19 protein-coding genes and 1 pseudogene are annotated in these 23,622 nt (G+C 66.0%); 12 read left to right on the top strand and 8 right to left on the bottom strand.

What is annotated here, in order from left to right; genetic code table 11:
* Positions 1-2: 2 nt before the first annotated feature.
* Genes BR71_RS15105 through BR71_RS15085 form a run of 5 tightly spaced genes read right to left on the bottom strand, consistent with a single transcriptional unit; the run spans position 3 to position 7,017 of the window.
* Positions 3-914 carry a GNAT family N-acetyltransferase gene (locus BR71_RS15105; RefSeq protein WP_043639206.1) on the bottom strand — a complete coding sequence of 304 codons (912 nt, stop codon included), beginning with the start codon at positions 912-914 and terminating at the stop codon, positions 3-5.
* The gene (locus BR71_RS15100) at positions 911-2,185 is read right to left on the bottom strand and encodes a phenylacetate--CoA ligase family protein (protein ID WP_043639202.1); all 1,275 of its coding nucleotides are present in this window, start codon (positions 2,183-2,185) and stop codon (positions 911-913) included. Before BR71_RS15100 ends, BR71_RS15105 begins: the two co-directional genes overlap by 4 nt.
* Entirely contained in the window at positions 2,182-4,605 is a 2,424-nt protein-coding gene (locus tag BR71_RS15095; RefSeq protein WP_043639199.1) for an acyl-CoA reductase, read from the bottom strand. The genes BR71_RS15100 and BR71_RS15095 overlap by 4 nt, the downstream gene beginning before the upstream one ends.
* Position 4,606: 1 nt before the next feature.
* Positions 4,607-5,731, bottom strand: coding sequence for a LuxE/PaaK family acyltransferase (locus BR71_RS15090; protein ID WP_043639197.1), 1,125 nt, complete (start codon positions 5,729-5,731; stop codon positions 4,607-4,609).
* A gap of 29 nt (positions 5,732-5,760) precedes the next feature.
* Positions 5,761-7,017, bottom strand: a complete 1,257-nt coding sequence (locus tag BR71_RS15085; protein WP_208854888.1) for an MFS transporter — start codon at positions 7,015-7,017, stop codon at positions 5,761-5,763.
* Between the two features lie 496 nt (positions 7,018-7,513).
* Here BR71_RS15085 and BR71_RS15080 point away from each other — a divergent pair, with 496 nt between their 5' ends.
* The 6 genes and pseudogenes from BR71_RS15080 to BR71_RS15055 all read left to right on the top strand — a co-directional run bounded on the left by BR71_RS15080 (position 7,514) and on the right by BR71_RS15055 (position 14,004).
* Complete coding sequence (locus BR71_RS15080) at positions 7,514-7,999, top strand: putative pterin-binding protein (protein ID WP_043639194.1); 486 nt, start codon at positions 7,514-7,516, stop codon at positions 7,997-7,999.
* 413 nt (positions 8,000-8,412) lie between these two features.
* A complete protein-coding gene (locus tag BR71_RS15075) occupies positions 8,413-10,491 on the top strand; it encodes a M60 family metallopeptidase (RefSeq protein WP_081862694.1) in 2,079 nt (692 codons plus the stop codon).
* Positions 10,492-10,643: 152 nt separating this feature from the next.
* Positions 10,644-11,678, top strand: a pseudogene (gene choX / locus BR71_RS15070) (choline ABC transporter substrate-binding protein).
* A complete protein-coding gene (gene cdhC / locus BR71_RS15065) occupies positions 11,675-12,577 on the top strand; it encodes a 3-dehydrocarnitine:acetyl-CoA trimethylamine transferase CdhC (RefSeq protein ID WP_043639191.1) in 903 nt (300 codons plus the stop codon). Before choX ends, cdhC begins: the two are co-directional and overlap by 4 nt.
* 1 nt (position 12,578) lies before the next feature.
* Positions 12,579-13,541: an L-carnitine dehydrogenase gene (locus tag BR71_RS15060; RefSeq protein ID WP_043639188.1), complete on the top strand. Its 963-nt coding sequence runs from the start codon at positions 12,579-12,581 to the stop codon at positions 13,539-13,541.
* Positions 13,534-14,004: a thioesterase family protein gene (locus BR71_RS15055; protein WP_052370642.1), complete on the top strand. Its 471-nt coding sequence runs from the start codon at positions 13,534-13,536 to the stop codon at positions 14,002-14,004. The genes BR71_RS15060 and BR71_RS15055 overlap by 8 nt, the downstream gene beginning before the upstream one ends.
* Positions 14,005-14,053: 49 nt before the next feature.
* On the opposite strand, the gene BR71_RS15050 is transcribed toward BR71_RS15055, so the two are convergent.
* A complete protein-coding gene (locus BR71_RS15050) occupies positions 14,054-14,989 on the bottom strand; it encodes a GlxA family transcriptional regulator (RefSeq protein WP_052370633.1) in 936 nt (311 codons plus the stop codon).
* Positions 14,990-15,334: 345 nt separating this feature from the next.
* On the opposite strand from BR71_RS15050, the gene BR71_RS15045 reads away from it, so the two are divergent.
* The 6 genes from BR71_RS15045 to BR71_RS15020 all read left to right on the top strand — a co-directional run bounded on the left by BR71_RS15045 (position 15,335) and on the right by BR71_RS15020 (position 20,906).
* The gene (locus BR71_RS15045; RefSeq protein WP_143330333.1) at positions 15,335-16,042 is read left to right on the top strand and encodes a substrate-binding periplasmic protein; all 708 of its coding nucleotides are present in this window, start codon (positions 15,335-15,337) and stop codon (positions 16,040-16,042) included.
* 461 nt (positions 16,043-16,503) lie between these two features.
* On the top strand, positions 16,504-17,625 hold the full coding sequence (locus tag BR71_RS15040) for a Re/Si-specific NAD(P)(+) transhydrogenase subunit alpha (RefSeq protein ID WP_043639177.1): 1,122 nt from the start codon (positions 16,504-16,506) through the stop codon (positions 17,623-17,625).
* 10 nt (positions 17,626-17,635) lie between these two features.
* Complete coding sequence (locus tag BR71_RS15035; RefSeq protein ID WP_019101645.1) at positions 17,636-17,932, top strand: proton-translocating transhydrogenase family protein; 297 nt, start codon at positions 17,636-17,638, stop codon at positions 17,930-17,932.
* Positions 17,933-17,941: 9 nt separating this feature from the next.
* A complete protein-coding gene (locus BR71_RS15030; RefSeq protein WP_043639174.1) occupies positions 17,942-19,318 on the top strand; it encodes an NAD(P)(+) transhydrogenase (Re/Si-specific) subunit beta in 1,377 nt (458 codons plus the stop codon).
* A gap of 173 nt (positions 19,319-19,491) precedes the next feature.
* Complete coding sequence (locus BR71_RS15025) at positions 19,492-20,163, top strand: META and DUF4377 domain-containing protein (protein WP_043639171.1); 672 nt, start codon at positions 19,492-19,494, stop codon at positions 20,161-20,163.
* 65 nt (positions 20,164-20,228) lie between these two features.
* Positions 20,229-20,906, top strand: a complete 678-nt coding sequence (locus BR71_RS15020; RefSeq protein WP_043639168.1) for an META and DUF4377 domain-containing protein — start codon at positions 20,229-20,231, stop codon at positions 20,904-20,906.
* Between the two features lie 196 nt (positions 20,907-21,102).
* Here the strand turns inward: BR71_RS15020 and pgi are convergent, their stop codons facing one another.
* Together pgi and hexR are read right to left on the bottom strand one after the other, a co-directional pair.
* Positions 21,103-22,761: a glucose-6-phosphate isomerase gene (gene pgi, locus BR71_RS15015; RefSeq protein WP_043639165.1), complete on the bottom strand. Its 1,659-nt coding sequence runs from the start codon at positions 22,759-22,761 to the stop codon at positions 21,103-21,105.
* A gap of 5 nt (positions 22,762-22,766) precedes the next feature.
* Positions 22,767-23,618 (bottom strand): transcriptional regulator HexR, encoded by an 852-nt coding sequence (hexR, locus tag BR71_RS15010; protein ID WP_019103156.1) that lies wholly within the window; start codon positions 23,616-23,618, stop codon positions 22,767-22,769.
* Positions 23,619-23,622 lie beyond the last annotated feature (4 nt).

Genomic DNA, 23,622 nt, shown 5'->3' with positions numbered 1-23,622 from the left:
CCTCAGGCGGCAACCGCCGCCGCCTCCTGCCGGCTCAACTCATGCAGACGATTAGCCAAGGGACAGCTCAGCGCCAGTTCCTGCTGACCGTGTCCGCGCAATAGCAGCGCTTGCCAGCTACCATCCGGACCGGGTACCAGGCCTCCGCAGACGAAGCCCGCCTGTTGCAAGGCAAGCGCCGCGCGCGGAGCGTCCGGCCCCAGCGCCAGCCTGACGTAGACCAAGCGCCCGGCCGGCAGCGCCGCCACTTCCCGCAGCCGGCCGCCGCTGATGTCCTCCAGCACCACTTCCAGCCGCCGGCCGTGGCTGGCGATGCTGAGGCCGCCGGCCGGTGCCTGCGCCGGCGGCGGCGCGCTGCCGAAGGCGCGGCTTAGCGGCGTCAGCCATTCCCGCCACGCCACCGGCCAGTTCAGCGCCGGAATTGGCCGGCTTTGCAGCGGCAGGCAGCCCAACACGATGCTTTCCGGCTGCGGCTGGCCAAACGGCGAGGCCACGTAGTCCAGCAGCAGGCCGGTGGTGTGGAAGCCCAGGGTCTTGGCCAGGCGCTGGCTCTGGCCGTGGGACGACACTTGCTTGATGGTGAGCATGCTCAGGCCCAGGGCCACGCCTTGGGCGCTGAGGAGGCGGCCCAGCGCGGTGGCCAGGCCCTGGCCGCGCGCGTCCGGGTGCACCACGTTGAGCGCTAGCTCGGCGCTGCCCGGGCAATGCGGATCGCGCCACAGCGCGGCGTGGCCCAGCACCCGGCCATCGCGCACGGCCACGGCGGAATGCCAGCGGCCGGCGGCGTTGTGGCGGCGGATCATCGACGGCAGATAGACGTCCGGGTAGACGTAGTGTTCGCCGTAGATGGCGCGGAACAAGGCGCTGACGCCGGCGGCGTCGTCCGCCTGGAAAGCGCGAATGTCTATGCTCATGCCGCCACCTCGTCGTAGCGGCGCTGGTCCACCACCCGCATCAGCTTGCCGGAGCGCGGATGGGTGAGCATGGCCTCCGGCGCGCAATAGGCGGCGTCCAGGCGCAGCAGGCCTTGGCTGCAGAGTTCGGCCAGGGCCGGCTGCGCCGCCAGCAGCCGTTGGCGCAGCGGCTCCGCCGCCGGGGCCGGCGCGTATTCGCTGGCCACCCGCAGGCTGAGGGTGTCGACGCCGTCGCGGCGGCCCACCAGCAACTGCCAGGCCAGCACGCCATCCTGCTCCCGCAGCAGCGGGTCCAGCTCGTCCGGGAACAAGGACAGCGTGCAGACGCGCACGCGGTGGCCGCGGCTGGCGCGCCCTTGCAACGCGAACTTGCGTTCTGGCCGCCCGGCCGGTTCGCGCCAGCAGGCCAGGTCGCCTGTGGGGTAGCGGATCACCGGCATCAGCAGCCGTTGCAGATTGCTGACCACCAGCAGGCCCTTGCGGTCCGGCTCCGTGATCGGCAGGCCGCTGGCTTCGTCGATGATTTCAACCAGGGTGTCCGCGTCGAACACGCGGTGTTCGCCCTGGGCGCAATCCGGCCCGGCGGCGCCGATCAGGCCGGCGTCCACGCTGGCGCAGCCTATGGAGCCGATGCGTGCCTTGGGGAAGACCCGGCTCAGCAGGGCCAGCTGTTCAGCGAACAGGCTTTCGCCGCCGTAGAGCAGGCAGCGCACGCCGGGCAGCGTGCGGCCGGCTTGTTGCAGCCAGTTGGCGAAGCGCACCAGTTGCACCGGCACGCCGGCCAGCACATTGATATCCAGCGCGGCGATGGCGTCGGCCAGCGCGGCGTCCTCGACATTGCAGGTAAAGGGAAACTCCACCACCGGCACCGGCGAGTGCGACAGCGCGCCGTGGATGAACAGCAGGCTGGTGTAGAGATCCCCGGCGAAGAACAGGTTGGCGACGCGGTCGCCGGGCTGCAGTTGCCGGCCCAGGCCCTGGCCGAAGGCGCGCACGAAGGCCTGCCATTCATCGCGGCGGAACACCGACAGCTTGCCCTCGCTGGTGGAGCCGCCGGTCTTGAACACATGGCCGTCCGCCAGCGGGCCGCTCAGCACCGGCCAGTCCGCCAGCGGCTGGCATCGGCTCCAGTAGTCCGCCGGCTCGATCAGCGGCAGATCGCTCAGCGTCCAATCCTCCGGCAGAGCGCGGTACAGCTCAGCGAAAAATGGCGAGTGGGCGCGGGCGTGTTCCACCAGCCGGCGGAGCCTGGCATCGATGGCGGCCTTCATTGCGCCGGCTCCGTGTTGCGGCGCTGGTCCAACACCAGCGGGGTCTTGCCGCTTTGCGGATGACGCTGGAACTGGCTGGCCGGGGCGGCGATGACTTCCAGTTGCAGCAGGCCGCCGCTGACGACCTCGTTCAGCATCGGGTGTTGCAGCAGGCGGGCGCGCACCTGCTCGGCGTCTCCGTCGGCCAGCACCCGAATGCGGTCGCAGCCGTTGGCGGCATGGTCCACCAACCATTGCAAAGCCAGGCCCAGCGGCGCGGACAGCTCGATTGGATTGACGAAGATGGTGCCCGCGCGCAGCAACGCGCCGTGGCGGCCGGTGAGCTGGAAGCGCGGCGACGGCAGGCCGCAGCCGCAGCGGCCGGGCAGCCAGCGGCCCAGATCGCCCAGGTCGTAGCGCCGCACCGGCTGGCCTTCGCGCGCCAGCGAGGTGAAGGCCAGCCGGCCGACGGCGCCGGGCTCGGCCGGGCGGTCGCTGTCCTGTTCCAGGATTTCCAGCCACTGGATGTCGGCCAGAAGGTGGAATTCGCCGTCGCGGCCGTGGCCGCAGGCATGGCCCAGCGGGCCGGCGTCCACCGATCCGTACATCGCGGAGCGGATCAGCTCCACGCCGAAGCCAGTCAGGAACCGGCGTTGGCCTTCGCTGATGTGTTCGCCCCCGCAGAACAGCTTGCGCACGCCGCCGTAGGCGCGCAGCGCGGCTTCCTCGCACTCGAACAAGCGCTGCAAGGTGCCCGGCATCCCCACCAGGGTGTTGACGCCGCGGGACACAATGAAGTGGGCGATCTGGCTGAAGTCGTCGTCCACCGGGCCGCCCATCGGGTATTGCGGCACGCCCAACTTGTCCAGGATGGTAAAGAAACTGAGCATGCCGCCGTAAAGGTTGCCGCCGTAGAGCAGATTCATCACCCGGTCTTGCGCCGGATCCAGACCCGCGGCGAGCAGGCCGTCCGCCGCCGCTTGCATCTGGCGGTGATAGTCGCGGTAGCTGAAGCCGGCCAGCTTGGGCTCGCCGCTGCTGCCGCCGCTGCGGAAGAACAGCTGGGCGGCCGGCCCCATCTCGGCTTGTTGGAAGGCCGCCTTGTCCATCACAGGCAGCGCGTCCAGGCCGGCCGGCGGCGGGGGCAAGGCGTCCAGTGTCGCATGGCCGGGCAGTTGGCCGTCGCTCAGGCTCACGGACACCCGCCGCGTCAGCCGGCTCAGCGCGTAAACGCCATCGTGCGGCTCGCCGGCGTAGCCGTCGTGCATCGCTCCCACCGGGCACAGCCGGCTGACGCCGGCGTCCAGCAGCAGGCGGCTGAGCGCCGGCACTTGCTCCGGCGCGGCGATCAGGCCGCAGCTTTGCAAATGGGTGCGCCAGGGCAGCAGCAGTTCCACTAGTCGCGCGCGCGGCGCCGGCCGCAGTTGCAGGGTGCGGAACAGCGGCGAGGCCGCCAGCTCTTGGCGCTGCGCCCAGGCCACGCGCCAGCCCTCGCCCTGCTCCACCGCGCCGGTCACGCCGGCGAAAGACTGGTCCAGCCGCAGCATGGCCAGCTGGCTGGAGATTTCCGCGGCTTCCTGCACGTCCGGCTGCAGGGCCGGCCAGGCCGGCGCGCGCCGCGTCAACGCGGCGGCCATGGCCTGGGCCGCGCCGCGCAACGCGGCTTCGTCCTCGCTGTCCACCAGCAGGCATTGCGGGCTGGAACAGGCTTGCTGATCAAAACGGCAGACGTCGTCGGCCAGCGCGTCGTAATCGGCCTCCGTCGCCGCGGCCGGGTCCAGGTAGGCGAAGCTGATGCGGTGGCCCCAGGGTATCCAGCGGCAGCCGGCCGGCGCCTGGCGGCGGATCGCCTCCAGCGCGGCGTCGCCGCCCCAGGCGGACACCGCGTCGGCGCGGGCCAGCAGCCCAGCCAGTTGATCAGTGGCCAGCGGCAGCACCGCCACGTGGGCGGACAGAACGCCGGCGGCGTCGTGGCTCAGGAAATCAGCCAGCAGCCGCGCGCTGCGGCCTTGGTCGCTGCCGCTGGGGCGCAGCCAGTTGACGTTGCCGGCCAGCAGGCTTTCCAGCACCGCCATGAAGGGCAGCAGCGGCGCGTTGGCCGGGGTGATGTGGGCCACCAGGCCCAGCGGCCGCCAGCTTTCAAAACGCGGCTGGCGGTAGTCGAAGCGGCGCAGCGAGAAGGCTTGTTCGCCCAGCTCGCGGCGGACCTTGGCTTGCAGCGCCTCGCGCCGGCAAAAGCCTTGCAGCGCGTCGACGGCGGCGGCGTCCAGGCCCAGAGCCTCCGCCCGTTGCGGCAGGGCCGCGGCGAAGCGTTCGGCGCAATCCAGCACCGCGTCCAAGGCCGGGGGCCGGGCCAGCGCTGCGGGCAGCCCCGCTTGCAACTGCGCCAGCGCGGCGGCGGCGTCCACGGCGGCGTTCAGTGTTCCGTTCAATAGATACATATCAGGATTCCTTGATCAATTCGGAGGCGGCCACCGCGCAGCTGCGGCTCTTGCTGGTGCCGGCGCGGCCCAGCAGTTCGAACCAGTCGGTGGCCAGGCCGCAGCCGCAGCTCTCGGCCGGATGCAGCACGGCCAGATCGCCCATCACAATGCTGTGCGCCGGGCTGGAGGTGATGTAGGGCGACAGCAGGTTGAGGAAGCCGGCGGCGCCGTAGGGTTGCGGCCGCAGGCTGGCGGTGTCGCGGATCACGGCGCGGGCGTAGCTGGGCAGGTGGAAGCGGTGGCGTTCGCACTCCACGTAAGGCACCGGGTGCTCCACCGCGCCGTAGCCGTCGCGGCAACGCGCGTCCGGAATGCCCAGTTGCTCGCCCAGCCGCCGGTACAGCTCGGCCTTGGGAATGGCGCGGTCCGCGTGGGTTTTCCAGCCGCCGCCCAGGAACACCAGCGATTCCGGGTGCAGTTGCAACGGCGGCAGGCCCAGTTCCCGCATGCGTTCCAGCGCGAACCACAGGAAGGCGGGGAAGCCCAGCATGCGCACCGGCAGGCCTTGTTCGGCGAAGTCCTGCAAGGCGCGGATCACGCCGAAGGGGTCGAACTCGTTGCCGTGGCCGTTGTGGCGCAAGGCGTAACAGGCCTGGTTCACCGGCGCGTACTTGCACAGGAATTGGTCGGTGTAGGCGGTGCCCAGGGTGATGGCGCCGGCCGGCTCATAGCTGAGCAGCAGGTAGTTGCACGGCTGTTGCGGCGTGTCCCAGCCGTAATGGCGGAAGATGCGGTCCACCATGCTTTGCGCCGCGCCCAGGCTGCGTTCGTCGTAGCGCATGCGGCTTTTCTGGCCGGTGGTGCCGGAGGACGTCAGCTCCAGCGCGTCCTGACCGGTGGCGCTCACCACCAGTTGGCGTTTGAAATAGTTGGCGAACAGCGGCGGCAGCCGCGACCAATCGTCCAGCGTGTCCAGCGCCGCGGCGTCCAGACCGTTGGCCTGCAGCCAATGGCGATAGCCGGGCGTGTGTTCGCAGTGGTAATGGCTGAGTTGGCGCATGGCGGCGTCGAACAGCCGGCCGCAGTCGGCATCGGCGCGATAAGGGTGTTCCAGCGCGCACAGCGCGTCGACGTGGTTCAGCATGGAGGAGCTCCGGGAGTGAGAATGGGGATTCAAGCCGCTTGCAGCGCGTAAGCGCGCTGCTTGAGCAAGCGCCACAGCGGCCAAGCCGCCAGGCCGGCGCCCAAGGCGGCCCAGCCGGCGAAGGCTTGCAGGCCGGCGCCGGCGCCCAGCCAGGCCAGCGCGCTGCAACCCAGGCCGAGCAAGGCGGTGGAAATCATGCCCAGCATCGCCGCCACCGCGCCCTTGCCGCTGTCGCTGGCGTAGAGGGTGAAGCGGTATAGGGTGGCGTGGCCCAGGCCCAGGCCGAAGGCGTACAGCGTCAGGCCCGCCGCCAGAGCCGGCAGCGCGCCGCTGGACCAGGTCAGCGCCAGCATCGCCGCCAGGCCGCCGAACAAGGGCCACAGCGCCAGCCGCAGCACCCGTTCCAGTTCCAGGCTGACCGCCAGCCGGTTCAGGGTCAGGTTGCCGGCAATCAGCCCGCCGAACACCGGCAGCTGCCACAGGCCGTACTCAATGCCGGACAGACCCAGCCCGCGCATCAGCAGCAGCGGCGACAGGCCGATCCACCCCACCAGCGGGATGGACAGCAGGCCCAACGCCACGCTGCCGTGCATGAAGGGGGCGTTGCGCAGCAACGCCCCGTACTGACGCGCGCTGCGGCCCAGGCGCAGCGGGCTCGCCGCCAGCCGGCTGCCGTCGCGCCGCTCCACGCCCAGGGTTTCCGGCATCCAGCGCCACAGGCCAACGGCCACCAAGGCCGCCAGCGCGCCGATCAGCGCGAACAAGCCGCGCCACGGCAACAGGCCCAGCAACAAGCTGCCCAACAAGGGGCCGACCAGCGGCGACAGCAACGCGATATTGGCCAGCAGGGCCATCAGCCGCACCGCGTCTTTTTCCGGAAACGCTTCTTGCAGCGCCGGGTAGCTGACCACCATCACGAAGCCCAGAGACAGGCCCTGGATGAAACGCAGCAGATTGAACAGCTCGATATCGCGGCTGCCGACCGCGGCCAGGCAGGCCAGGGCGAAGCCGACGGCGCCGGCCACCAGCAGCGGCTTGCGGCCGTAACGGTCGGACAATGGACCAATCAGCCATTGCAAGGCCACCCCGCCCAGCAGGTAGGCGTTGAGCGCCGTGGGCACGTGGCGGGCGTCGGCGTTCAAGTCGGCGACGACTTGCAGCATGGCCGGCATCACCATATCGCTGCCGATATAAGTCAGTAGTTCGAAAGCGGCCAGCAATAGGCAAAAGCCCAGCGCGCGGCCTCGGGAAATAGGCAGCAAGGATTGAATTGAGTTTTGACTCATAAAATATCAAGGTAATTGAATGGCAGCCCTATAAAAACCATGGGCAATTTAAAACCGACAATGAAAAGCAACGCGGAGAGATGGACGGCGCGGCATTTGTTTCGGCAACTGAAGAGGTCCGAATCATGACATCGGGCTACTCAGAAGGGGCGAGATTATAGACAGGCTTTTTGTTTGAATTGACTGCCCTATTGGACAGTTATTCTAGAGTAAATATATTAATATCCAAATTTGGCGACGGATATTTATATAAATAAACCACACCATAAAATAATATGCAAATGGCAACACCATTAATGCAAAACAAAACGGTCACAATTAAAACCATTAATTGATTGGGAGATGACTTTTCCATCTAGCACCTAAATTAGCCAGGGGAATAGTAGGCCTAAACTTAAAATGGATTTGTTTTATTGCGCAGCGGCAGGCATGACAATGGATTTTCAAGGTTAGAATGTCATCTTCATCGACATTCCCTCTTCAGGAGTCCATCCCCATGAGATCCATCCTGTCCTTTGCCGCCCTCCTGTCTTTGTTCTGCGCCGCGTCTTCCTGGGCCGGCACGCCCCCGGCCCTGATCGTCACCGGTCAGATCAAGGTATCCAACCAGGCCCGCGCCGGCGAATACCACTTCAGCAAGGCTGAGCTGGAACGCCTGCAACAACGCACCATCCAGACTAAAACCACCTGGACGCCCAAGTCCTCCTTTACCGGCCCCACACTCTCCGCCATCCTGCGCGCCGTGGGCGCGGCCGGGCGGCCGGTGGAAGTGGTGACCGAAGACCAGTACAAGGTGGTGATTCCAGCTGGAGACCAAAGCCGCTATCAACCCATCCTGGCGCTGCGCATCAACGGCCGGCCGCTGGAGGAGATGGGCTTCAGCCAATGGATGATGTATCCGCTCAACGACTTCCGCGAACTGCAAACCGCCGACATCGACGTCAAGCTGGCCTGGCGGGTGAAAGCGCTGGTGGTGCGCTGAGCGCGGCGCGGCGCTGAAAGCCGATTCAAAGCCCGCTGCGCTTCCCGGGGGGCAACGCCTTGTCTCGCCCTTGCTCGCGAGACTTTGAACAGGCTCTAAAAGCCGCTAACAAAACTCTGTTTTACGGCTGAGGCAAGGCGCGCCGACGCAGTCAGTACAATGAGTACGACAAGTCGGCGCAACGCAGCATCAGGGGTTTGTTAGCGGGTCTAAAAATGTCTATGTTCTGAACAAAATCAATCAGTCCAAAGTAAATATTTACCTAAATAAAATAAGAACTTTGGAATAAGAAGCGGACTCCAGTGGGTAGGTCCCCCCACCAAGCCAACGGGGACCAGGGCGCAACCCGCAACTGGACAGACCGTGCCCAGCGCCCACAGCAGTCCGGCATGGTCTGATGGAATAAGAGAAATATGCACGCATCTAAGCTCAGTTCCTGTCTGTGGCTAGGCGCCGCGATGGTCGCCAGTCTGTCCTCTCTGCCCGCCTTCGCGGACGCGCCTCGCCAGTTGACGCTGGAACAACGCGGCGATCCCAGCGAGTGGCTGCTGGCTCACCGCCGCGGTTTTCTCACCCATCCCACCCAGTCCACCGGCTACTGGGCGCGCAAAGGCGAAGCGCTGAGCGTCAATATCGCCTACCAGGGCACGCCGCCCAACCTCCCCCCGGAGCTTTGGCTAGTGCCTATCGCCGGCGCCAACAGCCCGATGCCGTCCAATCAGGTGGTCCCGTTGCGTCCCGGCCTCAACCTGATCACCGCGCAGAACGACGGCGTGATCTATTTCGCGCCGCGCAGCCAGCCCGGCAGCGGCAAGATCGTGGCGACGCTGCAAAGCGGCGGCCGCGAAATACCGCGCTTCGTCCTGGGACAGCACAGCAAGGCGGACTGGAGCGCCATGCTGAGCCGCCTGGCGGCCGAGCCTTACGCGGAGCTGGTGGGCAAACGCATGATCGTGACCATGCCGTTACCTGTTCTGCGCCAGCAGGTGGACGACCCAAGCGCCACCATGACGCTGTGGGACCGCATCGTCACCCTCGCAGAGGAACAATACGGCCTGGCCGCCGGCAACCCTTATCCGCACGCGGCAACGCCGTTCCAGTACCAATTCGTCACCAAGCCGGACAGCAGCGGCGGCTATATGTCGGCCAGCAATTACTGGCTGGGCACCAATGTCAGCGGCGCCGGCTCGGTGGCCAATTCCAAATTGCTGCAGCAAGACGGTTGGGGCCCCTGGCATGAGCTGGGCCATCACTACCAGATGCCGGCGATGACCTGGAACGACCAGACCGAGGTGACGGTGAACCTGACCTCGCTCTATGTGCAACGGGCCTTGGGCCAGCGCTCGCGGCTGGAAACCGACCGAAAATGGGACTTGGTGCGCCAGCACCTGAACCAGGCGCAGCCGTCTTACGACGCGCAAGCGGACTTGTTCGTGCGCGCGGCGATGTTCTGGCAGCTGGACCTGGCCTTTGGCAAGGATTTCTACAGCCGGCTGGGGCAGCGCTACCGCAGCATGCCCTTTGCCGAACTGCCAGCCGGTGACGAGGAAAAACGCCAGCGCTTCATCATCGAAACCAGCCGCGTCGCCGGTCACAACCTGACCCCGTTTTTCGACAAATGGGGCTTGAAGGCCAGCGCGGCCACCCGGCAGACCCTGAGCGGCCTGTCCCTGCCCGCCCTGTCCCAGCCGATCTGGCTGAACCGCGACGAAAGCCTGCTCTATCGCTACCCGCTTGAACAGCAGGGCTTGGCCGGCCGCGTGTCGCTGCCGGCCGCCGTCGACGCCGGCCGCGCCTTCAGCGTGGAAGCGCGGGTCAGCAACGCCGGCGGCAAGACGCTGCGTTACCAGTGGCAGTTGCCGCCGGGTTTCGGCGGCTCCCCCGGCAACAGCGCGACGGCGACGCTGACCGCGCCCGCTCAGGCGCTGCAAGGCGCGTACGCGCCGATTCGCGTCACCGTCAGCGACGGCGTCACCCAGATGACGCTGGGCAGCGCCATCCAGCTGCGCCGCCCCGGCGCGCAAAGCTACGATGCGATGATTCTGGCCGCCTACAACAAGGGATCGCTGCAAAAATGGAGCGAGAGCCGCACGGGCGCGCCGGGAGACGTTTACGTCTACGACAACCCCTACCGCAACACCCGCGACTACTTCCAGCTGAAAACCGCGCGCTACGGCTACTTCCCGACCGACGGCGGCAGCAACGCCGGCTGGCAGTTCCTGGACAGCTACAACGGCGCCCCGCTGTCCGCCACCCAGTCCTACGACCTGGCGATGCTGACCTCGCAACGCAAGAGCCGTTTGAACAGCTGGAGCGAAAGCCGAACCGGCACGGTGGGGGACGTCTATGTCTACGACAATCCCTATCGCTCAACCCGCGACTACTTCGTGCTGAAGAACGCGAACTACGGCTACTTTCCCACCACCGGCGTCAGCAACAGCAATTGGACCTTCATCGGCGCTTATGACGGCAGCCAGTACCTGACCCCGTAAGCCCGGGTTCCGCAACCGGCGCCGGCCTCCTTCGACGAGGCCGGCCCGGTCGCCCTGGTGACGGCATTGGTCGCTCCCGTGCGCTAACATTCGGCGCCGCCCGCCTAGATTGGTTCTTGCGCTCCGGCTCCCTGCAAGTCCGCGGCGTCAACATGGTCACGGCCATGCCTTCCAACCCCGCGGCCCGGCGCTGCCCGTCGGCAACGGAACCGCTTGCGGGAGAAGCTGACATGAAACTCTCCACCCCCTGGCTGGCGCTGCTGTGCGGCGCGCTGGCCGCCCAGGCCTGGGCCGCGGAACCGGAAAGCTGTCGCAAGATCCGCTTCGCCGACATCGGCTGGACCGATATCGCGGCCACCACCGGCCTAGCCTCCGCCGTGCTGCAAGGCTTGGGCTACCAGCCCAGCACCCAGCTCGCCTCGGAGCCCATCGCCTTCACCGGGCTCAAGAACCAGCAGATCGACGTGTATCTGGGCTACTGGGTGCCGTCGCAAACGACGGCCATCACGCCCTTTCTACAGGCCAAGGCGCTGCAAGTATTGCCCGAACCCAATCTGAGCGGCGCCAAATACACGCTGGCGGTGCCCAGCCAGCTTGCGGAGCAGGGCCTGCGCACCTTCGCCGACATCGCGCGCTTTCGCAAACAGCTGGACGCCAAGATCTACGGCATAGAATCCGGCAGCCAGGGCAACGCCATCATCAAGTGAATGATCGCCAACAACGATTTCGGTCTGAAAGGCTTCACCCTGGTGGAGTCCAGCGAAAGCGGCATGCTGGCCGCGGTATCCCGCGCCATCCGGCAAAAACGCATGGTGGTGTTCCTCGCCTGGGAGCCGCATCCGATGAACTACCTGATGCGGCTAAGCTATCTGGCCGGCGGCGACCAGGCCTTCGGCGCCGAATACGGCGGCTCCAAGGTCTATACCGTGGTGGCCAACGGCTTCATGCAACGCTGTCCCAACGCCGGGAAGCTGATCAGCCAGCTGCGCTTCAGCCTGGACATGGAAAACCAGGTGATGAACGCCATCCTCAAGCGGGTTCCGCCCGCGCGCGCCGCGCGCCAATGGCTGCAAGCCAACCCTCAGCCGCTGGAACGCTGGCTGGACGGCGTCTCCTCCTTTGACGGCAAACCCGGCCTGCCCTTGGTCCAGGCCTATCTGCGCCAAGGCGAAGGGAACGGGCCATGAACCGGGACATCGTGCTGAGCTGCGCCGTCACCGGCGCCGGCGACACCGTGGGCAAGCATCCGGCGATACCGGTCACGCCCAAGCAGATTGCCGCCGCCGCGGTGGAGGCGGCCCGCGCCGGCGCCACCGTGGTGCACTGCCATGTGCGCGACCCGCTCACCGGCAAGGGCAGCCGCGAGCCGGCGCTGTACCGGGAGCTGGTGGACCGCATCCGCGCGTCCGGCGTGGACATGATTCTGAACCTGACCGCCGGCATGGGCGGCGACGTGGAGATCGGCCCCGGCGAGCGGCCGCTGCCGCTGGGGCCGGGCACCGATCTGGTCGGCGGCCTGGAGCGCCTGCTGCACGTGGAGGAATTGCGCCCGGAAATCTGCACCCTGGACTGCGGCACGCTCAACTTCGGCGACGGCGACTTCATCTACGTGGCCACCCCCGGGCAGTTGCGCGACGGCGCGCGGCGCATTCAGCAACTCGGCGTCAAGCCGGAGCTGGAAGTGTTCGACACCGGCCACCTGCGCTTCGCCAAACAATTATTGAGCGAGGGTCTGCTGGACGCGCCGCCGCTGTTCCAACTCTGCCTGGGCATCCCCTGGGGCGCGCCGGCCGACACCACCACGATGAAGGCTATGGTGGACAGCCTGCCGCCGGGCGCGCAGTGGGCGGCCTTCGGCATCGGCCGGCTACAAATGCCCATGGTGGCGCAAGCGGCCTTGCTGGGCGGCCATGTCCGGGTGGGGCTGGAAGACAATCTGTATCTGGCCAAAGGGGTGTACGCCAGCAACGGCGCGCTGGTGGAACAGGCGCGGCGATTGCTGGACCTGATGGGCGCACGCGTGCTGACGCCGGTGGAAGGCCGGATCCACCTGGGCCTGCCCCCGCGCCGCGGAAAAGGAGATTGAGATGTACCGTACCGACATCGCCACCTTCGGCGTGCTGGGCGCCGGCGTCATCGGCGGCGGCTGGGCCTGCCGCGCGCTGGCGGCTGGCCGCGACGTGCTGGCCTGGGACCCCGCGCCGCAGGCCGAAGCACGTCTGCGCGCCCAAGTGGAGCGCGCCTGGCCGGCGCTGGAACGCCGCGGCCTGGCCGCCGGCGCCGCGCCCGAGCGGCTGCGCTTCGTTTCCCGGCTGGAAGACTGCGCCGCCGCCGCCGACTTCATCCAGGAAAGCGCGCCGGAAACGCTGGCGCTGAAACAGGAGCTGCATCGCCGCGCCGATGCGGCCGCGCCGGAGACGGTCATCATCGCCTCCTCCACCTCCGGCCTGCTGCCTTCCGAGTTTTACCAGGACGTCCGCCGACCGGCGCGCTGCGTGGTGGGCCACCCCTTCAATCCGGTCTATCTGCTGCCACTGGTCGAGGTGCTGGGCGGACGCGACACCGCGCCGCAGGCGCTGGATGCCGCCGAGCGCGTCTATACGGCGCTGGGCATGCGGCCGCTGCGCGTGCGCCACGAGGTGCCCGGCTTCATCGCCGACCGGCTGCTGGAGGCCCTGTGGCGGGAAGCGCTGCACCTGGTCAACGACGGCGTGGCCACCACCGGCGAAATCGACGACGCCATCCGCTTCGGCGCCGGCCTGCGCTGGGCCTTCATGGGCACCTTCCAGACTTACGCCCTAGCCGGCGGCGAAGCCGGCATGCGCCACTTTCTGAGCCAGTTCGGCCCGGCGCTGCAACTGCCCTGGACCCGGCTACCGGCGCCGGACTTGAGCGAAGCGCTGATAGATCGGGTGGTGGACGGTTGCGCGCGCCAGTTGGGTCAGCGCTCCATCGCCGATCTGGAGCGCTATCGCGACGACTGCCTGATTGGAATCATGGAAGCGGTGGCGGCCGCCAAGCGCAAGCATGGACTGGCCGCGCATGAATAAGCGCCTCGTCCTGCTCCACGCGCAAACGCGGCCGGAATGGCTGGACTACAACGGTCACGTCCGCGACGCCTATTACCTGCTGGTGTTCAGCCACGCGGTGGACGCGCTGATGAAGCGCATCGGCATGGACGCCACGGCGCGTGAGCGCGGCGGCCACACCCTATACACGGCGGAGCTGCATCTGCGCTATCTACGCGAAATCCGCCAACAAGCCGAGCTGCGGGTGGAGGGCCGGCTGCTGGACCACGATGCCAAGCGGCTGCGGCTCTATCTGAGCCTGCATCGCGACGAGGAGGCCGACGCCGCGGCCGGCTGCGAGCTGATGCTGCTCAATGTGGACCCCGAGCGGGGCCGGAGCGCGCCGTTCTCAGCGCCGGTGCAGCACAGCTTGGACGCGCTGGCGCGTCGACAAGCCGGCCTGCCCTGGCCCGAGGACTGCGGCCGCCGCATCGAGATGCGCTGAGAACCTGTTACGTGCCCGCCGCGCTATTGAACAAGCGCTGGAAAGCGGCTCACGCCTCGCGCCGCTCCGTTCCCGGCGCGCAGCCGAAGCGGCGGCGATAGGCGCGCGCGAAGTAACTAGCGGACTCGAAGCCGCACGCCGCGCTGACCTGGGTGACGTTAAGCCCGCTCTGGCGCAGCAAGCGCTGCCCGTGTTCCAGGCGCAGGCCCAGGTAAAAGACATTGGGCGCCGCGCCCAACTGGGCGCGGAACAAGCGTTGCAGCTGACGCGCCGTCACGCCCACCCCGGCCGCCAAGGCCGCGCTGTCCAACGGCGCGTCCATATGTTTTTCCATCAGGGCCAGGGCCTGGATCAATTTGCGGCTGTGCACACCGTAACGCGCGCCCAGCTCCAGCCGTTGATGATCGCTCTGGGCGCGGATGCGCCCCAGCACGAATTGCTCCGAAACCTGCACCGCCAGATCATGGCCATGGCTGCGCGCCATCAAGGCCAGCATCATGTCGATGGAGGCGGTGCCGCCGGCGGAACTGATGCGCCGCGGCCCCAGTTCGTAAAGCTCCTGCGTGGCATTGAGCAAGGGATAGCGCTCGCGGAACGCCGGCAGCGCCTCCCAGTGCAGGGTCAGCCGCTGCTGCCGGAACAGTCCGGCCTCGGCCAGGATGAAACAGCCGGTATCGATGCCGCCCAGCACCCGACCGGCGGCGTCCTGACCGCGCAGCCAGGCCAGCAGGCCGGCGCCGCCGTGGCGCAGCGGATGAAAACCGGCCACCACCAACACCGCGTCGGCCGCTTCCGCCTCGCCCCAGGCGCCGTGCGCCGCCAAGGACATGCCGTTGCTGGCGACCACCGGCCGGCCATCGGCGCTCAACAGCCGCCAGCGATAGGCGCCGCCGTGAAAGCGGTTGGCCACGCGCAAGGGCTCGGTGGCCGCCAGCAAACCCAGCATGGAAAACTCGGGCAGCAGCACAAAGCTGAAATCCCGCATGCTCAGCCCTCCTCCGCGGCGATGATGAAACCCATGGCGCGCCTTCGTTAAACATGTTTACAATCAACAGCCTACCGTTCTTCGATTGAAAACGGCAAGCCGACGCGCGGCGCTCCACGCCGATCCGCGCCGCGCCAGCCAATGGGACAGGTTGCCAATGCGGACATTTCCAATACCATACTGTTTTCATGGTTTTTTTCGGAACGGTGAATTTTCCCGCCCGTGCCGCGCCCAGCCGTCCGATAATGGCTCTCTGGCTACAGTCGGCTGCGTGGGGCCGCCGACGCCCGTTCGCATCTGTGCATCATTGTGAAACTCAAGTCCCTTTTGGCTCTGGCCTGCCTGATGGCAGGCATGCAGTGCGCGGCGGCGGAGCCGGCACTGGTCTTCGCCTACAATCTGTTCCCGCCCTGGAAGACCATGGACGCGCACGGCGCGCCTCAAGGCCCGTACACCGAGCTGATGCGCGAGATGGCCAGGCGCGCCAAGCTGAGGCTGGTCTTCCTCCCCTGCCCGCTGACCCGCTGTCTTCAATACCTGCGCCAGGGCAAGGCGGATGTGGTGATCGGGGTGAAAAGCACCCCGGCCCGCCGCGAATTCATCGACTTCATCGACCCCGCCTTCGCCTCCGGTAGCCGTCTAGCCTTGTATCAGCGCGCCGACGACCCGCGGCCGCTGCGCAGTTATCGTCAGCTCTACCCCTTTCTGATCGGCGTGGAGGAGGGCGTACGCTACCAGGACGAATTCGATAGCGACCTGCGCGTGCGGCGCGAGCCGGCCCCGTCGCTGGACTCCAACTTCCGCAAGCTCAAGGCCGGCCGCATCGACGCCTTGATCGCCGATGAACGCCAAACCGCCGAGCTGGCCGCCAGCTCCGAATTCCGCCAATACGTAAAGCGCGCGCCGCTGCTGCTGTATTCCCCGGAACCGCGCCGCATCGGCCTGTCCCCGCGCTCTCCGCACAAGCGCCGCATCGCCAGGGCGATGCGCTCCATGTTGCAGGACGGCACCGTGGAGCGGTTATTGGCGGAAGCGTCGCGGCCGGCTTTCTAGCCGGCCCTCCGTCGCGCGCGCGCAACAGCCAACGCCGGCCGCCGCGGGCGCTCGCCCTGGCTGGCAACTGGCGCATGGCGCAGCTTTACAAGCCGCGCCATCAACGCTAGTGTCCTGCATAAGCCTTGCCGGCAGCATATGCGCGTCGACCGGCCGTACTTGCCTCCGCGCCTTGTTCCGCCTGCCCGCCCGTGGCTGCTTCGCCGTCTTTCTTCCGCATTTCCGCTCCAACAGCCGTTGACTGGCCTCTGTCTGATTCACGTCACATCGCTGCTGTAGGGTTTTGCTAGCATCCGGCCCTTTATCCGTCGAAATTGTCCGACGGTATACGGTCGGCAATATAAGTGTTGCGCGGAAAAATCCCGCATGCCTTTAATTGAATTCAAACGCTCGTTCTATTTTCGCCGCACGGGCGTTCGCTATCTGGAATCTTTGTTATCTAATCGCAGGAAAGGAAGACCATGCATATCGCTATTCCAGCCGAGAGGCTGGCCGGTGAACACCGCGTGGCCGCAACGCCGGACACGGTGAAGAAACTCGTGGCCGGCGGCCACGCCGTCACGGTGGAAAGCGGCGCAGGCCTCGCGGCCGCGCAGCCGGACGCGGCCTATCAGGACGCCGGAGCCGCCATCGCGGCGGACCGAGCCGCGGCGCTGGCCCAGGCCGACATCGTGCTGACGGTGCGCCCGCTGGACGAGGACGGCATTGCCGCGCTGAAGGACGGCGCGGTGCTGATCGGCCAGCTCAACCCCTATCACAACCACAATCTGCCGGCGCTGGCCGCCAAACGCGTCTCCGCCTTCGCGCTGGAATTGCTGCCGCGCAGCACCCGCGCGCAGAGCATGGATGTGCTCTCCAGCCAGAACAATATCGCCGGCTACCGCGCGGTGCTGCTGGCCACCCAGCACTATCCGCGCTTCATGCCCATGCTGATGACCGCGGCCGGCACGGTGAAGCCGGCCCGGCTGCTGATTCTGGGCGTGGGCGTGGCCGGCCTGCAGGCCATTGCCACCGGCAAGCGCCTGGGCGCGGTGGTGGAGGCCTTCGACGTGCGTCCGGCCACCAAGGAACAGGTGGAGTCGCTGGGCGCCAAGTTCATCGAAGTGCCGATGAGCGAAGAAGAAAAAATGGCCAATAGCGGCGTTTACGCCAAGGAAATGTCCGAGAGCTATCGCCAGCGCCAGGGCGAACTGGTGGCCAAACACGCCAAGGCGGCGGACATCGTGATCACCACCGCGCTGATCCCGGGAAAACCGGCGCCCAAGCTGCTGTCGGCCGAGGTGGTGGAGGCGATGAAGCCGGGTTCGGTCATCGTGGACCTGGCGGCGGAAACCGGCGGAAACTGCGCGCTGACCCGCCCCGGCGAAACCGTGCGCCTGGACAACGGCGTCACCGTGGTCGGCCAGACCAATCTGCCCGGCCTGCTGGCGGCGGACGCCTCCAGCCTGTACGCCAAGAACCTGCTGACCTTCCTCGGCCTGCTGCTGACGCCGGAAGGCCTGAACCTCAATCTGGAAGACGAGCTCCTGTCCGCCACGCTGGTGACCCACGCCGGCCAGGTCCGCTTCCCCGCCGCCGATTAAGGAGAACAAGATGGTAGATCCCTTCATCACCAGCCTCACCGTCTTCGTGCTGGCCGTCTTCGTCGGCTACCACGTGGTCTGGAACGTCACCCCCGCGCTGCACACCCCGCTGATGGCGGTGACCAACGCCATTTCCGGCATCATCATCGTCGGCGCCATGCTGCAGGTGGTGGACATCAACGGTTCCGAAATCACCCTCACGTCAGTGTTGGGCACCATCGGCATCTTCCTCGCCAGCATCAACATCTTCGGGGGCTTCCTGGTCACCCAGAGGATGCTGGACATGTTCAAGAAAAAGAAGAAATAAGGGACCAAGATGGAAAACCTGTCCGCAATTCTTTATCTCATCGCCGCGGTGTTGTTCATCCTGGCGCTCAAGGGGCTGTCCAGTCCGGCCTCCGCCTTGCGCGGCAACCTCTACGGCATGATAGGGATGCTCATCGCCGTGGCCACCACCTTGCTGATCATGGACAAACCGGTGCTGGCGCTGATCGCGTCCGCCATTGTCGCCGGCGGCGCCATCGGCGCGTGGAAGGCCAAGACCGTGCAGATGACCGGCATGCCGGAACTGGTGGCGGCGATGCATTCGCTGGTGGGCCTGTCCGCGGTGCTGATCGCGGTGGCGGCCATCTTCCACAGCGGCGTGGAGCACACCCAGGTGCAAAAGGTGGAGCTGTTCATCGGCGCCTTCATCGGCGCGATCACCTTCACCGCCTCGGTGATCGCCTACGGCAAGCTGTCCGGGCGCTTCGGCTCCAAGGCCGTGAACTTCAAAGGCCAACACCTGCTTAATCTGCTGCTGGCCGTCGCCATGGTTGGCTTTGGCGTGGTGTATTTCCTCAGCGACAGCCAGGCCGCCTTCCTGACCATGCTGGCCATCGCGCTGGCGCTGGGCGTGACACTGATCATTCCGATCGGCGGCGCCGACATGCCGGTAGTGGTGTCCATGCTCAACTCCTACTCCGGCTGGGCGGCCGCCGGCATCGGCTTCACGCTGAACAACCCGGTGCTGATCATCGCCGGCGCTTGCGTCGGCGCTTCCGGCGCTATTCTGTCCTACATCATGTGCAAGGCCATGAACCGCTCCATCATCGCGGTGCTGCTGGGCGGCTTCGGCGCCGAGGCGGCCACGGGGGGCGGTGCCGGCGACAGCGGGCCCAAGAACCACAAATCCGGCTCCCCAGAGGACGCCGCCTTCCTGATGGCCAACGCCGACAGCGTGATCATCGTCCCCGGCTACGGCCTGGCAGTGTCGCGCGCTCAGCACGCCTTGCAGGAGTTTGCCGAAATCCTGCACCAGAAGGGCGTCAACGTGCGCTACGCCATCCACCCTGTGGCGGGCCGGATGCCGGGCCATATGAACGTGCTGCTGGCCGAGGCCGAGGTGCCCTACGAGCAGGTGCAGGAGATGGAGGAGATCAACTCCGATTTCTCCAACACCGACGTGGTGCTGGTGATAGGCGCCAACGATGTGGTCAACCCGGCCGCGCAGAAGGACAAAACCAGCCCGATCTACGGCATGCCCATCCTGGACGCGCACAAATCGCGCAGCGTGATCGTGGTCAAACGCTCGATGAACGCCGGCTACGCCGGTCTGGACAACGAGTTGTTCTATATGGACAAGACCATGATGGTGTTCGGCGACGCCAAGAAAGTGGTGGAGGAGTTGCTCAGGGGAGTGGAGCAGCTATAGCGCATCAACCATGCCCATGGCATTTCAAAACCGTCCAATGTTTTAAGCTTGGGCGGTTTTTTGTTTCCGTCTATTTCGAGCCCCGCTTTTCCGCGCCGCCCTGCTTCACAAGCGGCGGTTATCAGGTGTATTGTAAACAAATATTAGTTTTTGTTTATACATGGAGTATGGCAATGCAAAATACTGGCTTCTCCGCCCGGCGCCTGGCTGCGCTCTGGCTGGGCGCGCTGGCCTTGCCGCTGCCGGCGCTGGCCATGCCCAATCTGCAGGGAACCGAATGGCAGATGGTGGAACCCGCGCCCGCGGGCCAGCCGCCCACCGTGGCCTTCCAACCGGGCAAGATGACCGGCTTCGCCGGCTGCAACCGCTTCATCCGCACCGTTGACGCTCAGGGCAAGGCGCAGGTGGCCACCACCCGCATGGCCTGCCGGCCGCCGCTGATGGAGATGGAGCAACACTTCATCGCCTTCCTCTCCAGCCCCTTCCGCGTGCTGCCGGACGGCCGCGCGCAGAAGCTGGTGCTGAAATCGGAACGCGCCGAGTACCGCTTCGTGCGCTTGACGCCTAACCCCGACCCGACGGCCCAGCCGGCCAAGCTGCAATACCTGTACGTGGCGCCTGAACGCCAGGCCTGCCACAACGGCGAAGCCACGCGCGACTGCCTTCAGGTGCGCGAACGCGCCGAGCAAAACTGGCGGCCGTTGCAAGGCGAAATCGCCGGCTTCCACCCCAAGCCCGGCGTCAGCTACTACATTAAGCTGAAACCGGCGGCGCAGGCCGACGCCGGCTCGCGCTGGACGCTGGAACGCATCGTCTACAGCGAGGAAGTCAGCAAGCTACGCTGAACTCTAGAGAACGGCGGGCGCTCCAAGAGCATCCCGTCCCTGCCCTTAACCACGGAACATCGATAATGAAAAAATCTCTTTTGCTCGCCGCACTGACCGCAGCCGCCCTGAGCGCCTGTGCCACCCCGCAAACCGGAGCCAAAATGGACGCTCAAGCGGATATCAAACTGGACGCGCTGGCCGGCCAATGGAAACAGGCCGCCACCGAGCACCCGATCACCCTGAGCTTCAAGGACGGCAGCGTGTCCGCCCGCGCCGGCTGCAACGGCATGTTCGGCCCGGTGTCGCTGGAAAGCGGCAAGCTGGTCAGCGGCCAACTGGGCAGCACGCTGATGATGTGTCCGCCGGAAGCGATGGAGCGGGACCGCGCGCTGGCCGCCTTCCTGGGCGCCAAGCCCGCGGTGAAGCTGGACGGTGACAAGCTGACGCTGCAAGCCGGCGACAAGACGCTGAGCTTTGACCGCCAGCCCTCGCTGGAAGGCGGCCTCACCCGCTTCGTCTATGTGGCGGCCGAACGCAAGCCCTGCACCGGCGTGGCTCCAATGCAATGCCTGCAGGTCCGCGAAAGCAAGGACCAACCGTGGCAGTTGCACTACGGCGAGATCGAGGGTTTCAAACCGGAGCCGGGCATCGCCTACCGCCTGCGCCTGAAGGAATTCAAAGTGGCGAATCCGCCGGCCGACGCCTCGTCCATCCGCTGGGTGCTGGACATGGTGGTGGAGCAGGAAATCGTCAAGAAATAAAGCCTATTCACGATCTCGCGAGCTAAGGCGGGACAAGGCGAAAACGGCCGAGAAAGCGGAGGGCACACAGGGTGCCTGGGCATTTCGAGGCTGTTTTCAACGCGGTATTGCCGCCCACAACGGATCGTGCGCAGCGGCGAGATCCAAACAAAACGCGAGGCCGAGGCCTCGCGTTTTGTTTGGGCCGGCGTCCGGCTCAGCACTTGCAGTCGTCGGCGTTGACCTGACGGTACAGCTCGATCAACCGCCGGGTGGAGCTGTCGTGTTCGGCGTGCTGGAGCTTGCCGGTCAGCTCGGCGTGTATGGTCTTGGCCAGCTGTTTGCCCAGCTCCACGCCCCACTGGTCGAAGCTGTTGATGTGCCAGATCACGCCCTGCACGAAGATCTTGTGCTCGTACAGCGCAATCAAGGAGCCCAGATTGCGCGGGTTCAAGCGGCTCATCAGCAAGGTGTTGGTGGGCCGGTTGCCGCCGAACACCTTGTGCGGCACCAGCGCTTCCAGCGCCTCGCCCTTGAGGCCCTGCTCCTTCAGCTCTGCGCGCACCTCGTCCGCGGTCTTGCCGCGCATGAAGGCCTCGGCCTGGGCAAACACGTTGGCCAGCAGGATTTCATGGTGACCGGGCAGGCTGGAACAGTTTTGCACCGAGGCAATCAGGTCGATCGGCGAAATATGGGTGCCTTGATGCAAGAGCTGGAAGAAGGCGTGCTGGCCGTTGATGCCGGTCTCGCCCCAGATAATGGGAGCGGTTTCGAAGTTCACCGGCTGGCCGTCCAGCATCACCTGCTTGCCGTTGGACTCCATGTCCAGTTGCTGGATGAAGGCCGGCAGGCGGTGCAGGTATTGATCGTAAGGCGCGATCACATGGCTGCCGCCGCCGTAGAAATTGATGTACCAGACCCCAATCATGGCCAGCAGCACCGGCATGTTCTGTTCGAACGGCGCGTTTCTGAAATGCTGGTCCATGATGTGGGCGCCGTTGAGGAGTTCGGTGAAGTTCTCCTCGCCCAGGTAGAGCATGATGGGCAGGCCGATGGCCGACCACAGGCTGTAGCGGCCGCCCACCCAGTCCCAGAATTCGAACATGTTCGACGGGTCGATGCCGAAATCCGCCACCGCCTTCTGGTTGGTGGACACCGCCACGAAGTGCTTGGCCACCGCGCTTTCATCGCGCGAGCGCTGCAAGAACCAGTCGCGCGCGGTCAGCGCGTTGGTCAGCGTCTCTTGAGTGGTGAAGGTCTTGGACTCCACCACGAACAGCGTGGTCTCGGAATGGACCTTTTTCAGGGTTTCCTTGAGCTGGGCGCCGTCCACATTGGAGACGAAGTGCATGTTCAGCCGCGGATGACCGAAAGGCTTGAGCGCGCTACAGACCATCAACGGGCCCAGATCCGAGCCGCCGATGCCGATGTTGACGATGTCGGTGATGGGCTGGTTGGTATAGCCCAGCCATTCGCCGGAACGCACCGCGTGAGCAAACTTGCCCATGCGCTCCAGCACCGAGTTGACCTTGGGCATCACGTCCTCGCCATCCACATGGATGGGCGAGTTGGTGCGGTTGCGCAGCGCCACGTGCAGCACTGCGCGGTTTTCGGTGCTGTTGAGCTTCTCGCCCTTGAACATGGCCTTGATCTTGGCCGGCAGCCCGGACTCGCGCGCCAGCTGCATCAAGCCCTTCAGGGTCTCATCGGTGATGCGGTTCTTGGAATAATCGAGGAACAGGCCGCCCACCTCCAGCGCATAGCGCTCCGCCCGCTCCGGATCGGCGGCGAACAAATCGCGCATGTGCTGGTGCTTGGCCTCGGCAAAATGGTCCCATAGTGCCTGCCAGGCCGGCAGTTCGGTCAGTTCGCTCATGATGGTCAATCCTCTTCGGTTTTGTTGTCCAGCCTTCGGTTCTTCAGGCTGTGCTTGGTTTTTTCCAGCTGGCTGATCAGGCCCGGCCCGCGCTTGAGCGCCACGCTCACCGCCAGGATGTCGATCTGCACCAGATGCACGATGCGCGAAATCATCGGGCTGTAGGTTTCATTGTCTTCCAATGTGTCGGCGATCAAGGCCACAGTGGCGCGGCGCGCCAGCGGCGAACCGCTGGTGGTCAGCGCCACCACGCTGGCGCCGGCGGACAAGGCCACGTCCACGGCTTCCAGCAACTCCAGCGTGCGGCCGGAGCTGGAAATCGCCACCAGCACATCGCCCGGCCCCAGCACCGACGCCGCCATCATCTGAATGTGGGTGTCGGAATAGGCGACGGTGGGAATGCCGAAGCGGAAGAATTTATGCTGGGCGTCCGCGGCGATGATGCCGGAGTTGCCCAGGCCGTAGAACTCGATGCGGCGCGCGTCGGTCAGCAACCTCACCGCGGATTCTATCGACTGCGGATTGACGTCGTTGCGGCACTTGAGCAGCGCGGACACGGTGTTGTCGAATACCTTGGCGACGATTTCCGAGGTTGGATCTTCAGGGCGCACGCTGGAGTGCACATAGGGCACGCCGGTGACCAGGCTGCCGGCCAGCTTCAGTTTGAAGTCCGGCAGGCCGGAACAGCCCACGGTGCGGCAAAAGCGGATCACGGTGGGCTGGCTGACGCCGGCGTTCTTGGCGATGTCGGCCACCGCCGCCTGGATCACGGTGTAAGGCTGCTCCAGCACCAGCTCGGCCACTTTGCGCTCGGCCGAGGACAGGATCTCCAATTGGCTCCTGATACGTTCAAGCATGTAT

The organism is Chromobacterium haemolyticum DSM 19808, from assembly GCF_000711885.1.
GTDB classification, from domain to species: Bacteria; Pseudomonadota; Gammaproteobacteria; order Burkholderiales; family Chromobacteriaceae; genus Chromobacterium; species Chromobacterium haemolyticum.
The sequence above is the reverse complement of the archived record's forward strand: the minus strand, read 5'-3'. Positions and strand labels throughout refer to the sequence as shown.

Excerpts from the sequence above, each read along its gene's own strand:
- BR71_RS15105 (WP_043639206.1), bottom strand. The coding sequence starts at position 914 with ATGAGCATAGACATTCGCGCTTTCCAGGCGGACGACGCCGCCGGCGTC.
- BR71_RS15100 (WP_043639202.1), bottom strand. The coding sequence starts at position 2,185 with ATGAAGGCCGCCATCGATGCCAGGCTCCGCCGGCTGGTGGAACACGCC.
- BR71_RS15095 (WP_043639199.1), bottom strand. The coding sequence starts at position 4,605 with ATGTATCTATTGAACGGAACACTGAACGCCGCCGTGGACGCCGCCGCC.
- BR71_RS15090 (WP_043639197.1), bottom strand. The coding sequence starts at position 5,731 with ATGCTGAACCACGTCGACGCGCTGTGCGCGCTGGAACACCCTTATCGC.
- BR71_RS15085 (WP_208854888.1), bottom strand. The coding sequence starts at position 7,017 with ATGAGTCAAAACTCAATTCAATCCTTGCTGCCTATTTCCCGAGGCCGC.
- BR71_RS15080 (WP_043639194.1), top strand. The coding sequence starts at position 7,514 with ATGAGATCCATCCTGTCCTTTGCCGCCCTCCTGTCTTTGTTCTGCGCC.
- BR71_RS15075 (WP_081862694.1), top strand. The coding sequence starts at position 8,413 with ATGCACGCATCTAAGCTCAGTTCCTGTCTGTGGCTAGGCGCCGCGATG.
- cdhC (WP_043639191.1), top strand. The coding sequence starts at position 11,675 with ATGAACCGGGACATCGTGCTGAGCTGCGCCGTCACCGGCGCCGGCGAC.
- BR71_RS15060 (WP_043639188.1), top strand. The coding sequence starts at position 12,579 with ATGTACCGTACCGACATCGCCACCTTCGGCGTGCTGGGCGCCGGCGTC.
- BR71_RS15055 (WP_052370642.1), top strand. The coding sequence starts at position 13,534 with ATGAATAAGCGCCTCGTCCTGCTCCACGCGCAAACGCGGCCGGAATGG.
- BR71_RS15050 (WP_052370633.1), bottom strand. The coding sequence starts at position 14,989 with ATGCGGGATTTCAGCTTTGTGCTGCTGCCCGAGTTTTCCATGCTGGGT.
- BR71_RS15045 (WP_143330333.1), top strand. The coding sequence starts at position 15,335 with ATGGCAGGCATGCAGTGCGCGGCGGCGGAGCCGGCACTGGTCTTCGCC.
- BR71_RS15040 (WP_043639177.1), top strand. The coding sequence starts at position 16,504 with ATGCATATCGCTATTCCAGCCGAGAGGCTGGCCGGTGAACACCGCGTG.
- BR71_RS15035 (WP_019101645.1), top strand. The coding sequence starts at position 17,636 with ATGGTAGATCCCTTCATCACCAGCCTCACCGTCTTCGTGCTGGCCGTC.
- BR71_RS15030 (WP_043639174.1), top strand. The coding sequence starts at position 17,942 with ATGGAAAACCTGTCCGCAATTCTTTATCTCATCGCCGCGGTGTTGTTC.
- BR71_RS15025 (WP_043639171.1), top strand. The coding sequence starts at position 19,492 with ATGCAAAATACTGGCTTCTCCGCCCGGCGCCTGGCTGCGCTCTGGCTG.
- BR71_RS15020 (WP_043639168.1), top strand. The coding sequence starts at position 20,229 with ATGAAAAAATCTCTTTTGCTCGCCGCACTGACCGCAGCCGCCCTGAGC.
- pgi (WP_043639165.1), bottom strand. The coding sequence starts at position 22,761 with ATGAGCGAACTGACCGAACTGCCGGCCTGGCAGGCACTATGGGACCAT.
- hexR (WP_019103156.1), bottom strand. The coding sequence starts at position 23,618 with ATGCTTGAACGTATCAGGAGCCAATTGGAGATCCTGTCCTCGGCCGAG.